Below are 12592 nucleotides of genomic sequence, written 5' to 3'. Positions count from 1 at the left end.
ATATGCAGACATTTGATTACATTATTGTTGGAGCTGGTTCTGCCGGCTGCGTGCTAGCGAACCGCTTATCAGAAAACCCAAAGCACGAGGTGTTGCTACTGGAAACCGGTGGCTCAGATAAAAGCATTTTCATCAAGATGCCAACGGCGCTGTCTATTCCTATGAATACCGACAAGTATGCGTGGCAATTCAACACTGAAAAAGAGCCCTATTTAAACAACCGTGAGATGCACTGCCCACGCGGTAAAGTGTTGGGCGGCTCGTCATCCATTAATGGAATGGTATACGTACGCGGCCACGCTAAAGATTTTGATGAATGGGAAGCTCACGGCGCAGAGGGCTGGAATTATCAGGCGTGCCTCCCCTATTTCCAAAAAGCTGAAACCTGGTACAAAGGTAACGACGCGTACCGAGGTGGCAATGGTGAACTCGGCGTTAACAACGGTAACGAAATGAAGAACCCGCTTTATACGGCCTTCATTAAAGCCGGCGAACAGGCGGGCTACGACATCACTAGCGATTACAATGGCAAGCAGCAAGAAGGCTTCGGCCCTATGCATATGACCGTGAAAGACGGTGTACGCAGTTCAGCAAGCCGTGAATATCTTGACCCGGTAAAATCGCGTAAGAATTTAACTATAGTGACTGGCGCGCTGGTTACTAAAGTTGTGCTGGAAGATAAAGTCGCAAAAGGCGTTGAATATGTAGTTAACGGTAAAACCGAGACTGCCGCCACATCTAACGAAGTGATTTTAAGCACCGGCTCTATTGGCTCGCCACACATCCTGCAGCTTTCTGGAATTGGCGACAAAGATATTCTTGAAAAAGCAGGTGTCGATGTTAAGCACCACCTGCCGGGTGTGGGTCAAAACCTGCAAGATCATTTGGAATTTTATTTCCAGTACAAGTGTAAACAGCCAATTACGTTAAATCGCAAACTGGGCTTAATTTCAAAAGGGTTGATCGGCGCTCGCTGGTTGTTAAACCGTTCTGGGTTAGGCGCTACGAATCACTTTGAGTCTTGCGCCTTCATTCGCTCGAAAGCAGACGTAGAGTGGCCTGACATTCAGTACCACTTCTTGCCTGCCGCTATTCGATACGACGGAAAGTCAGCGTTTGATGGCGATGGTTTTCAAGTGCACGTAGGTCACAACAAACCTAAAAGTAGAGGTAGCGTAACCCTTCAGTCGGCTAACCCGACGGTTCCACCTAAAATTTTGTTTAACTATTTGCAGCATCCAGATGATATCGAAGGGTTTAGAGCATGCGTAAGACTTACACGAGAAATCATCGCACAGTCAGCATTCGACGACTTCAGAGACGGCGAAATTCAGCCTGGCGAGCACATTCAGACGGATGAAGAAATAGACGCTTTTGTGCGTGAAGCCGTTGAGAGCGCTTACCATCCATCATGCTCTTGCAAAATGGGGGAAGATGAGATGGCAGTGGTAGATTCTCAAACCAATGTTCATGGCATTGAAGGATTGCGAGTGGTGGATTCTTCTATCTTCCCCACAATTCCAAACGGAAACCTAAATGCGCCAACCATCATGGTGGCGGAAAAGGCGGCAGACATCATTCTGGGTAAACCTGCTTTGCCACCACAAAATGTACCCGTGGATATTCACCCGCATTGGCAAACAAAGCAACGCTAAATTTTTAAACTAGCTCGCACCAGTGTGCTTGTTGTTAAAACAAGCGCACCTTCCACAGTGCCTACATACCGCCTTTAATATAAGGCTTTAATGTGTAGTTGGGTGGACTGTTTAATAACGAAAAAAAGGAAAAAACATGTTTCATTTTTATCAATATTGGGAGGGTGATAATGACAGTATGGCTTAGTGCAGGCATTATTTTCACTCTACTTTCTGTAGCCTATATTTTGTTTAAATGGGGCAACATGAAAGTGGTCGGCGTAACGCCAGTTAGAACCTTTACCTTTATTGCCATTCTCTTTACCTCAGGTTTGGACGTGGGCCTTATTATGTTCCCGCTCACTGAATTTGCTGGTTATGCTGACATAAGCGCAAGTCCTGAATATGCCTTCACCAATCCGCTCGCCATTGAGTTTGGGTTCTGGGGATTCTTAATTTGGGGATTCTACTTTCTTACTTGTTTTTATTTCTGCGTAATCGAACCGAAAGTAAAGTTCTTCGAGCTTCCCGTTGTTAAGTTCGTAAACAACGTTGTAATCATCGGAACCTGTGCTTTCACGGCGTTTCTATTACTGTCTAACCTTCCGTGGTATTTACCGTCGATAGGCGACGGAGAATCTGTCGTGCCTGCGTTCTACCTGATTGTGTTTGCAGCCATTGCTTTTGCCGTATATTCGAGCACTAGCATTAAATACGTGCGTATTTTAAGCCTAACAACCACATGGGTATTTATAGCGCTTATTATTGGCATGTGGGCGGCTGCATTTGTATTTGGTGAAAGTGAGATAACGGCTTATTTTACCAACCTAGGTCTTATTGGCGGGTACTTTGCGAACATCGATAACTTCGTATTACCCATTAATGAGTATCACGAGTTCTATCTATTCTGGTGGTTCAGCTGGAGCATCATGATTGGTCAGTTTACGTCTCGTTTCGTGGGCGGTCTTAAAACTTATCAAGTCATGTTGGCTATGATGGTCATTCCATCTATCCCGATTGCGGCTTGGTTTTCAGTACTGTACCACTATCACAGTGCCGGTATTCCTACTGAGGGGATAACCAATTTAGCCATGGTATGCGTGGGTGTCGTCTTTGTGATCAACTCACTTGATTCACTGATTAGACTGTACACAGATAATCTAAACATGACCGTTGAACGCATCGGTAAAGGCAATTACATTGCTCTCAATATCGTGGCGCTTTCGCTACTTACGTTGCTGTTCAAACTAGACTTCTTGCAAATTCAGTGGGTGGGTGCGTTAGTTATCACTATCTTCTTTAGCTGCTTTGCTTTCATTCTAAGTCAGAAATTTAAATCGGTGACGGCCATCAAAACATCGCCGAAAGAAAACAAAATCGACTTTACCAAGATAGAAAATCTCAACTAACTAAATCATTTACTTTTTACCTTCTTAACATTGGCTCATTTTGAGCCAATGGGGGTAAGTATTGCCCGAAGCTTGCGTAAGAGCGCATTAACTAGGAAGCGGGCCAAATAAAACAATGATAAAAACAGGTGTTTAACAATGAAAAAATTGAATTCTTTTTTTACATCCACGCATATTTTCACAGTGGCTATTGTCGCAGCGTTATATTCTTCAGCTTCATTCGCTGATTGGAGCGCCAATATCTCTGCGGTTTCAGATTATACCTTCAACGGCGTTAGCCAAACGCAAAACGACCCGGCTCTTCAGGGCGGCGTTGATAAAGCATTTGATAACGGCACTTATGCAGGCACGTGGGCATCTAATGTAGATTTTGGTGGCGATACAAACCTTGAATGGGATTTTTACGTGGGTCGTTACCAAATGCTAACCGAAACGGTGAGTTTGGACTACGGCATCGCTTATTACTCTTATCACGGTGGCGATGATTCAAGTGATGGCAATTACCCAGAGGTGTATACCAAGTTTGGTTATGCCAGTGACTACGGTAGTTCAGAACTAAACTTCTGGTACACGTGGGATTACTTTGGAACAGGCGCAAAACACGCTATCGCAATGGTTGCTCATACCTTTGAACTCGCCCCCAACCATCATTTACGTGCAAGCTTTGACGTATCTAACTCACTAGACAGTGACAAGTGGCTGTGGAATGGTGATGACACCTCTTTCTACCACTACCGTTTGGCTTACCAAACAAGCTATGAAGGGTTCGATTTCGAAATTGCTGCTGAAAACACCAATCTTGATTTTGATACCGCCGATGAGCGCATTGTGTTTGGTGTGTCAAAAACCTTCAGCTTCTAAACGTTGAATTGGAAGGTGGTTCTTCAGAACAAGAGCCACTTTCCTTAGCAAATGCTATGCGTGTTCGCACTACGCTGCTTCAACTGTACTCGGTCAATTTAACTTAGCGATACGACGGTTAAAAAGTCCACGCAACAAAACGACTCAATTTACTTCCCTGTCCCATATCAATCACTTTACACTGCGCAGCACCGTAATAATCAATACTGGTTTTAATTGGTTTCAAATGGGCACTCTTCGACACCAAGCAGGTGAACCATTCTACATTGTCTTTTACAGAGACACTCTCTTTAACCATGCGCTGAATAAAGGCAAGTTCACCACCTTCGCACCACAGTTCATTCGCCTGGCCCGCAAAATTTAAGTTTGCGTCCTTACCTTGGTAAGCGGCATTTTTACCTTGTAGCTTGGATGTACGATGCTCAAAACCTTGCTCACGATTATCGGTTAACTTCGCACCACTTCGTTTCTGTTTATTGCGGGTTAAATTAGATGTCTTCCTTCGCGTGCCTGACAGTGCCTCTTGCGCAGACTTTTGAAACGGCGGATTGCACATCGTAAAAGTAAATCGTTCGTTTTCTTTAATCACACCATTGAAAATACTTGCTCTATTCAATTGTTTACGCACTTGGAACTTATGGGCTAATACACTGTTTTTACTAGCAATAGCTTTAGCACTTTTTACTGCGACGTCGTCAACGTCACTCCCTACGAACGACCAGTCATAGGTTGTAACGCCGATAATAGGATAGATAGCATTTGCGCCCACGCCTATATCAAGCCCACGAACGTTTTGATCTTTCCCCTGTTGACTCTGCTCACCCTGTGCACTGCTGCTCGTTGATTTTAATAAATCAGCAATACCGTGGATATAATCTGCTCTTCCAGGTACAGGGGGACATAAATAGCCATCAGGAATATCCCAATATTCAAGACGGTAGTAGTGATGAAGTAAGGCCGCATTAAGCACCTTCACCGCTTTTGGGCTGGTGAAATCTATACTGGTATTGCCGCTTTTAGCACGAACGAGAAAAGACTTGAGCGCTGGGTATGTCTGGCACAGCGTATCCATAGGATAGCCGTTCTTGTGAAGATTTTTTGGGTGCATGAAGCGCTACTTTTTGTGTGAAACTAAGAACTGGTATTGCACGTTTTCATCGAGCAACTGGGCACCGCTACCTTGGGCTGCCACTTTATCGTCGGTATTGTAAAGCCTACAGCGGTCTAATGACAAACACCCACAGCCAATACAGCCTTCTAACGACGTCTTCAAACTGGTCAGCGCTGCAATTTTTGCTTCGATATGCTGATTAAACACCGTACTTAATTTTGCCCAATCAGCTTGTGTTGGCGTTCTGTTGTCTGGAAGTGTAGACAACAGACTCTTTATCTCAGCAAGGGAATAACCCATGTTTTGCGCTATTAAAATAAAAGAAACCCTGCGAATAACAGAGCGAGGAAAGGCTCTATTTCCGCCACTTGTGCGCACAGAAGGAATAAGCCCTTCGTTGGCATAATAGCGAATTAATGAAACAGCATTGCCAGTACGTTTAGCAATAAAGCCAATGCTTACCATAGGTTCTGGTGCCATAACGCCCTTTTTCCAATTTCAAATTACGGGTAAAAAATGCTTGATCTAAAGTTAGCTTTAGATATTAAGCTGTTTTTCGTTGATTATCTACACAAGGAAAAACACATGACAACTGCATACTTAGAGCACGCGAATATCACCGTTGAAAACCCAGATGAGCTAGCCAGCTTACTTTGTACGCTATTTGGTTGGAAAGTACGGTGGAGCGGCGGCGCCAAAAATGACGGCTACACGGTGCACGTAGGAAACGATAAAGACTACCTCGCCCTTTACAGACCTAAAACTATCAATGATATTGAAAGCGATTATAAAACCCTCGCCAATATCAACCACATCGGTATTGTTGTGCCTAATTTAGACGAAACAGAGCAGCGGGTTCTGGCACTAAATTTCAATACTTTTAGCCATGGCGATTATGAACCAGGTAGACGCTTTTATTTCATGGCTCAGCAAAACATAGAGATTGAAGTCGTTTCATATAACTAGGGCTATTAAGTGATACGCCTAGCTGAACTTTCAAATTTAGTGTTAGATTAACGTTACCTCACTCGTGCGCGTTTTACTTTGTATTTTTGTTTGCTAGGTTTGTTTACTAAAAATGGACGCGCACTGTGATCATTTTAATAATAATAGACAGGAAACATGGATGAGAAAGTTACTAGCGATAAGTTTAGGTTTAGTAATGTTGTCCCTATCGGCAAACGCATGGGCGAATAACATTCTTAGTATGAAACAGCGAAGCGAGCTGATTGACAAGATCACCGTTGAACGCTTCAACTCCGTGCTGCCCCAAATTATGGAGCGTGAAGGCATCGACATGTGGGTGTTAATGTCCCGGGAATACAACGAAGATCCCGTTTTAAAAACCATGTTACCTTCTACTTGGATTTCCGCACGACGTCATACCATGTTAGTCATTTATAACCCCGGCAATGGTCAACCGCTAGAACGTTTGGCCGTTGCAAGATATGCGGTAGGGTCACTATTTAAAAAAGCGTGGGATAAGGAAGCACAACCCGACCAGTGGAAGGCATTGAAGCACGTTATCGAAGCTCGGAATCCCGCTAAAATTGCCATTAATACGTCTGATTCATTTGCGCTCGCTGATGGTATGACCTCTACCGAACACGATAAATTTATGGCTGTACTTCCTGAAGCGCTGAAAAGCCGCGTTGTAAGTGGCGAAAGACTCTCAATCGGTTGGCTGGAAACGCGCAGTGACCTTGAAATGCAATATTATCCGGTACTTAATCAAATTGGTCATTCACTAATAGCAACGGCATTTTCAAATGAAGTTATAACCCCTAACGTGACAACTACAGACGATGTGGTGTGGTGGCTGCGTGATCAAACGCGCGCTTTAGGGCTGACCAACTGGTTTCATCCTACTGTCTCAATTCAACGTAAAGACAGTGAAGTCTTCGACCAAATTACCGCGTTTAGCAAGCGTCCTGGTGAAAACATCATTCGGCCGGGCGATCTCATTCATGTCGATTTCGGCATTACTTACCTTCGACTTAATACTGATCAACAGCAGCATGCTTACGTGTTAAAGCTTGGTGAAAAAGACGCGCCAGCTTCACTTAAAGAAGCACTTAAATCTGGAAACCAGTTGCAGGACATTCTGACCGGTAATTTTAAAGTAGGCAGAACAGGTAACACTATTTTGAGTATGTCGCGACAGCAGGCTATCGAACAAGGCATTACACCCGCTATTTACACCCACCCGCTTGGTTTTCATGGGCACGCGGCAGGTCCAACGATAGGAATGTGGGATGCACAGGAAGGAGTACCAGTTCAAGGTGACTATCCAGTGTTTGCACAAACGGCTTATTCGATAGAACTCAATGCAGCAAGCTTTATTAAAGAGTGGAACAAAGAAATTAGAATTATGCTGGAAGAAGATGCATTTTTTGACGGTCGGTCAGTAACCTATTTAGATGGCAGGCAAACTGAGTTTCATTTGATTCATTTAGATGAAATCCAATAACTATAGGTGGAGCGTTACGCCTATTTTAAGGCCTATACGAAATGAAAAAACTGAACGGTGCGGCTAAAGGTTGGCCGATGCGAGAAGACTCATGTAGAATTAAATTAAGCGAAGCGTAAAGTGTCAGGCCTTTCGCCCTTTCAAGCGAAAGGCCATGAAACTGTACTAAATATTAGCAGTAGGTTGCTATCCTAAAACGCAGTCTTATTCAGCAGCAGTGCGAACAACTACGTTCTCTGCACTATATTCGCGAACAAAATCAGACATTGTTTTGTGGTTACAAATAATGTTCTCACCTTCCAAACCAAACTTCGCTAGTGCCGCTTCTTTACCTACTGAAAGCGCTTCTAGACAAGCCTGTGACGCAACATCTTGGTTCTTAGCAACAAGTGCTACAGTTTTCGCGTTCTCAGTCGCCTTGTTGTTTTTGTACATGTAAGCAAAAGTGCGAAGTGATTCGCCGTTGCAACGTACAGATGCACTGAACTCTTCTGCATTAAAACCTTTTGAACGGATAAGACGCAATGCAGGACCAAAACCATCTTCAGCAGCAGTTAAACATGCTTGTGTTTCGATGTTGTCGTTAATTGGCTTTAGTACAACATCTTTTGCGAAAGATTGAGTGGCAGCAACAGATAGTGTTAGAGCAATAGCGAAAGTAGACAGTTTCATTTTTGAATTCCTATTTTGTAACTAAATTAGATATCACCTGAGTGATGAATACATTATGAACAATACTTTCAAAAAATAAAGCATTTTTCGTAATTTAATTACAGAAATAGCAAAATAAACAGACAGATCACGACAAAACTGAAAGTTATTTACAACAACAAACATATATATATATAAAATTTTACATATAAGTCTTTTTAGTTACAGAATGACTTCAGAAGGAATATAAAAAAGCGCGCATGAAATTGCTTTCAGCGCGCCTAGCCTTGTGAACGATATGAAATAAAATCGGGCAGTAGAGTAATCTTAAAAGTTTAAACCTATAAAATCAGATCATGCATCCAATTTAGTGAAGGCAACTGCTGTTCTGGTTGGTAAAAGAGTCGATTTAGTCTACCTAGTAAATTAACTGAGCGGCTGGGATCGTGCGCTTTAACCCTATGCTCACTTTCGGTTAGCATGAACTCCCAAGGCTGAAGATTGAGTTCGTCTACTTCTTCCTGCCTAACGCCCAGTGATTGCAATGTTGACAAAATTCGCTCCGTTTTACTTTCGGCAATAGGAATGATTTCGTTGCCGTATAAATCATCGAGCGGCGCATTGATAGCTTCTAACGTGTGATTTATTGCTGCCCACACTTCATCATGGTCAAACGCCCAGCCTCGCGGAGCATAGTACCCCTCTATTTCCCACTCAAACTCTGCGTTGCTTACAGCAATAGAGCTTTCTGCTTCAGGAGAATAAGCTAGATCAGGTTTAGCGCCAATGTTGTAGGCGTCTACACTCATGGCGACGCAAATGATCAAATCACCACAATGTTGCTTGTTTGTGTAAAGCGCTTCAAATGCTGCCCGCTTAACCCCCATCCAACCGTGTACTCTAGAGGGTTGTTCAACAAAGTGTCTTACATCATCGGGTAAGTCTTCGCCATAGGCATTGATGAGCAAAGGAAGCGGATTTTGATCTGGCGCTTCGTCTGGCATCCACACTTCGTATTCTTGTCGGTTGTCAGCTTTTCCGCGACTTTTAATTCCGAACGACAAATTCACAGGGCGGCAAATACTTCTATCTTCATCCACTTTGTGAAAATACTCAGAACGCATACGTTTAATAAATGGCGCGTCTAGCCCAGCCAACGCTGCCGTTGGGTAGCGATAGCCTATTTCACTATGCTCAACCATATGTAACGTGGGAATAGCCTGTGTCAGCTTATTCTTCAAGCCCGACAACGCATGAACTTTAGGCAGTACAATGCTTCTCTCTGGTTCGATGGTAAGCCGACTTCCATCTTCGGTTACAAACTTTGGCGTTTTATGAAATTCATACCCCGTAAACCCCAAGGTATCTACAGCGGCGTTTCGATACTGAGAAAGCTCATTAAAAAGCGCTGTATGATTGCGAATATGCTTAAATAACGGTCTTGATGCGGTCATCTTCTCTCCATTTACGCTACTTCCATTAGAGCTAATTACACTTAGCGTTCTATGCGGCCAAATAATTACTTACCGTCTCATCTTTCTGACTGTTCTTACACGATACATCTATATGTGAAATTTACGCTCAACTGTGTGTAACGTATCTGTAACCCTCTTTTTGAGCTGTTTACCTTTAATCTCGCTTAGTTTTGATTTAAAAAGCGGTGCCAAATTTGTGCGCCAGCATCATCGTACCGTTTTACTAGATTACGATAGCGCTCACGCATTGCTACATCTGCAAGTGGCGATGGCAATAAGGGGTCAAACACCAAGTGGTACAACGCCCTGTCTCCTATCACATAAGATTCTTTGGTTGCTTCTTCAAGGGGTAAAGACGTTAATCGAGCAAGAGATTCCTCTATTTCGATGCATCCGTCTTTATAAAGTGCCTCTAGGTTTAGGTGGCTCCATAATCCCATCGCCCTGCTGTGTGCTTTAGTGTCAAAGTCGCTGGCACTAAACACGAGCGCCTTTCTCGATAGACCAAGTGTGTAAAGTTTGTCTCTTACTTCTACTGCTCCGCCTGAGAAATTGTTCGGTCTGAGGTAAACGTCGTTTGTCAGCTTTCTCATCCCCAAAAGCTTCAGCGCTCGTTCATTATTTCTGAGCTGCTTTTTATCACTTTTAGGAAGCGTGCTGGTTTGAGCGACAACCCAATCGTTTTGCCAGGGTACAAGCCCATCCTCATCCTCTCGCCACTGATGAATTTCCTTTGCAAAACGAATGCCTTTGTCGCCCAGCTTGTAAAAACCGCGTTCAACCAAGGTAATAAGCTGTGCAGACTGTAAACGCGTGAGCGTTACCCGAATGTTATTTTCAGAAATACCAAACAGCGCCCCTACGCGAACAGCTGCGCTGGCATTCATTTGAATATTGTCACGGGAGCCCAATAGCTTTAGCAGTAGCTTTCTTGCATTGGGCTTTTTCTGTTTTTCTAATTGCAAACTCTATTTACTTCTTTGTCTCAGATAGGACGTAATTTTAATTAAAATATAAGTTGGCTTAAGGCCAAACATATACGCATTCATCATTATATAAACACGCGCCGCGCACAAATATTACATGAAATACCAATTTACAACTATTAATGTAATGTTTTAAGGTAGTACTTGGAGATAGTGCTTTAACGTAGCCCTTTAAAGTAAAAGCCCATTTCAAGGGTACACCTTGTATATTCACCAAGTGGAAATGCCATGACTTCATCAAATCGATTTGTTACGCACGTTGTAGAAAACCAACCCACCATTTCCACGCCCTACAATTTGTGGCGTGATGACACCTTACTGCGCGTGTTAGTCGATCAGCATTTGCCATCATCCCACCAGCATGACGAAGGGTTATTAGGCCAGTATGGTCAAATCGCGGGGGATGCACTTATGGCTCACGGAGAGCTTGCTAATAAGAATAAGCCAACTCTCCACACATTCGATCGCTATGGCCGCCGCATTGACGATGTTGAGTTTCATCCCAGCTATCACGCGCTTATGGAAAGTGCGATGCAGCACAATGTACACAACTATTCGTGGAAGCATGAAGGCATTGAAGGCGCACACACCTTCAGGGCAGCGCTAATGTATATGCATTATCAGGCTGAGTCTGGCACGTCTTGCCCGCTGACTATGACCCACGCAGCTATTCCGGCCATGCGGTATGGAAAGCAGCTGCCACCCGTATACCTAGAGAAAACCATTAATGGTGTTTATGATCCTCGTTCCCTGCCAGCTAGTCAGAAACATGGACTGACCATTGGTATGGGGATGACTGAGAAACAAGGTGGGTCGGATGTTAGGCGTAATACCACTACAGCGGTTAAACAGGCTGATGGAAGTTACCATATCGTAGGGCATAAATTCTTTTTCTCAGCCCCCATGTGCGACGCTCATCTTATACTTGCGCAAGCCGAAGGCGGACTAAGCTGTTTTTTACTACCTAGGTTGTTGGAAAATGGTGCACTCAATAACGTGCGAATTCAGCGTTTGAAAGACAAGCTGGGTGACTGGAGCAATGCATCGTCTGAAGTTGAATTTCAGGAAGCCACGGCATATTTGATTGGCGAAGAAGGTCGTGGTGTGCCGGTGATCATAGATATGGTGTCGCTTACGCGGTTAGACTGTATGATTGGCTCATCAGCACTTATGCGACAATCACTGATTCACGCCTTACACCACGTAAGTCATCGCGACGCATTCGGCAAGACCTTAGTCAATCAGCCTTTAATGCAAAATGTGTTGGCAGACCTCACCATTGAATGTGCGGCTGCTACTGCACTCACTATGCGCGTTGCCAAAGCGGTTGATAGTGCATCGAGCGATAATCATGAAGCTGCACTGGCAAGGCTGGCCACCGCCATTGGAAAATACTGGGTTTGTAAACGCACGCCTATGTTTGTTAACGAAGCTCAAGAGTGTTTAGGCGGTATTGGTTACGTTGAAGAAAACCCCATGCCACGATACTATCGCCAAGCGCCTCTGAACTCTATTTGGGAAGGAAGCGGAAACGTACAATGTTTAGATGTACTGCGCGCACTCGCCAAAGAGCCCAACGTTAAAGAGGCTTTGTTTAGTGAGCTTAAAACACAAGCAGGCAAAAACAAGCACTATGATATTCATCTTAGTAAGCTATTCGACGAGCTATCAAACACGCAGAATATGGAAACGCGCAGCCGATATTTAACAGAACAAATGGCGCTAGCGCTACAAGCATGTTCACTTCTTGCTACGTCACTTAATAACGACAACGCCCTTATCGACATTGCCCACACCTTCTGTGAATCAAGGCTTGGCAATGCATGTGGTTTTGCCTTAGGTACATTACCCGACACCACACCGTTTGAGAAAATTATTGCGTTTGGGCAGGTATCGTCTAGGGCCTGTTGACCTTTGGTGTACGAATTTTGGTCTAAATGGAAGCCTTTTAATCGCGAAACAGTCCTGCAAGCCTAGCGGGCTAAGTTAAAGGAC

11 protein-coding genes are annotated in these 12592 nt (G+C 43.9%); 6 read left to right on the top strand and 5 right to left on the bottom strand.

What is annotated here, in order from left to right; genetic code table 11:
• Positions 1 to 2: 2 nt before the first annotated feature.
• The 3 genes from betA to MHN09_RS03595 all read left to right on the top strand — a co-directional run bounded on the left by betA (position 3) and on the right by MHN09_RS03595 (position 3904).
• Positions 3 to 1655, top strand: coding sequence for a choline dehydrogenase (betA, locus tag MHN09_RS03605; protein WP_049587147.1), 1653 nt, complete (start codon positions 3 to 5; stop codon positions 1653 to 1655).
• 170 nt (positions 1656 to 1825) lie between these two features.
• Positions 1826 to 3043, top strand: coding sequence for a choline transporter (locus tag MHN09_RS03600; RefSeq protein ID WP_049587146.1), 1218 nt, complete (start codon positions 1826 to 1828; stop codon positions 3041 to 3043).
• Positions 3044 to 3181: 138 nt separating this feature from the next.
• On the top strand, positions 3182 to 3904 hold the full coding sequence (locus MHN09_RS03595) for a TorF family putative porin (protein ID WP_014979915.1): 723 nt from the start codon (positions 3182 to 3184) through the stop codon (positions 3902 to 3904).
• Between the two features lie 118 nt (positions 3905 to 4022).
• Here the strand turns inward: MHN09_RS03595 and rlmF are convergent, their stop codons facing one another.
• Entirely contained in the window at positions 4023 to 5012 is a 990-nt protein-coding gene (rlmF, locus tag MHN09_RS03590; protein ID WP_049587143.1) for a 23S rRNA (adenine(1618)-N(6))-methyltransferase RlmF, read from the bottom strand.
• A 6-nt stretch (positions 5013 to 5018) separates the two neighbouring features.
• Positions 5019 to 5495, bottom strand: a complete 477-nt coding sequence (soxR, locus tag MHN09_RS03585) for a redox-sensitive transcriptional activator SoxR (RefSeq protein WP_049587142.1) — start codon at positions 5493 to 5495, stop codon at positions 5019 to 5021.
• A 105-nt stretch (positions 5496 to 5600) separates the two neighbouring features.
• On the opposite strand from soxR, the gene MHN09_RS03580 reads away from it, so the two are divergent.
• A complete protein-coding gene (locus MHN09_RS03580) occupies positions 5601 to 5981 on the top strand; it encodes a VOC family protein (protein WP_049587211.1) in 381 nt (126 codons plus the stop codon).
• Positions 5982 to 6141: 160 nt separating this feature from the next.
• A complete protein-coding gene (locus tag MHN09_RS03575) occupies positions 6142 to 7485 on the top strand; it encodes a M24 family metallopeptidase (RefSeq protein WP_239239168.1) in 1344 nt (447 codons plus the stop codon).
• Between the two features lie 204 nt (positions 7486 to 7689).
• On the opposite strand, the gene MHN09_RS03570 is transcribed toward MHN09_RS03575, so the two are convergent.
• The 3 genes from MHN09_RS03570 to MHN09_RS03560 form a co-directional block, all read right to left on the bottom strand.
• Positions 7690 to 8157 carry a hypothetical protein gene (locus MHN09_RS03570; protein ID WP_014950289.1) on the bottom strand — a complete coding sequence of 156 codons (468 nt, stop codon included), beginning with the start codon at positions 8155 to 8157 and terminating at the stop codon, positions 7690 to 7692.
• Between the two features lie 320 nt (positions 8158 to 8477).
• Positions 8478 to 9590 (bottom strand): hypothetical protein, encoded by a 1113-nt coding sequence (locus tag MHN09_RS03565; protein ID WP_014950290.1) that lies wholly within the window; start codon positions 9588 to 9590, stop codon positions 8478 to 8480.
• A 185-nt stretch (positions 9591 to 9775) separates the two neighbouring features.
• Positions 9776 to 10576: a PaaX family transcriptional regulator gene (locus MHN09_RS03560; protein WP_049587139.1), complete on the bottom strand. Its 801-nt coding sequence runs from the start codon at positions 10574 to 10576 to the stop codon at positions 9776 to 9778.
• A 249-nt stretch (positions 10577 to 10825) separates the two neighbouring features.
• Between MHN09_RS03560 and MHN09_RS03555 the strand changes: the two genes are divergently transcribed.
• A complete protein-coding gene (locus MHN09_RS03555) occupies positions 10826 to 12508 on the top strand; it encodes an acyl-CoA dehydrogenase family protein (RefSeq protein ID WP_049587138.1) in 1683 nt (560 codons plus the stop codon).
• The last annotated feature ends 84 nt before the right edge of the window (positions 12509 to 12592 follow it).

It is taken from the genome of Alteromonas sp. MmMcT2-5 (genome assembly GCF_022348315.1).
GTDB classification, from domain to species: domain Bacteria; phylum Pseudomonadota; class Gammaproteobacteria; order Enterobacterales; family Alteromonadaceae; genus Alteromonas; species Alteromonas macleodii.
This window is presented reverse-complemented; position numbering and strand designations above follow the sequence as displayed.

Bases quoted from the DNA above. Each gene is read 5' to 3' on its own strand.
- betA (WP_049587147.1), top strand. From the start codon at position 3: ATGCAGACATTTGATTACATTATTGTTGGAGCTGGTTCTGCCGGCTGC.
- MHN09_RS03600 (WP_049587146.1), top strand. From the start codon at position 1,826: ATGACAGTATGGCTTAGTGCAGGCATTATTTTCACTCTACTTTCTGTA.
- MHN09_RS03595 (WP_014979915.1), top strand. From the start codon at position 3,182: ATGAAAAAATTGAATTCTTTTTTTACATCCACGCATATTTTCACAGTG.
- rlmF (WP_049587143.1), bottom strand. From the start codon at position 5,012: ATGCACCCAAAAAATCTTCACAAGAACGGCTATCCTATGGATACGCTG.
- soxR (WP_049587142.1), bottom strand. From the start codon at position 5,495: ATGGCACCAGAACCTATGGTAAGCATTGGCTTTATTGCTAAACGTACT.
- MHN09_RS03580 (WP_049587211.1), top strand. From the start codon at position 5,601: ATGACAACTGCATACTTAGAGCACGCGAATATCACCGTTGAAAACCCA.
- MHN09_RS03575 (WP_239239168.1), top strand. From the start codon at position 6,142: ATGAGAAAGTTACTAGCGATAAGTTTAGGTTTAGTAATGTTGTCCCTA.
- MHN09_RS03570 (WP_014950289.1), bottom strand. From the start codon at position 8,157: ATGAAACTGTCTACTTTCGCTATTGCTCTAACACTATCTGTTGCTGCC.
- MHN09_RS03565 (WP_014950290.1), bottom strand. From the start codon at position 9,590: ATGACCGCATCAAGACCGTTATTTAAGCATATTCGCAATCATACAGCG.
- MHN09_RS03555 (WP_049587138.1), top strand. From the start codon at position 10,826: ATGACTTCATCAAATCGATTTGTTACGCACGTTGTAGAAAACCAACCC.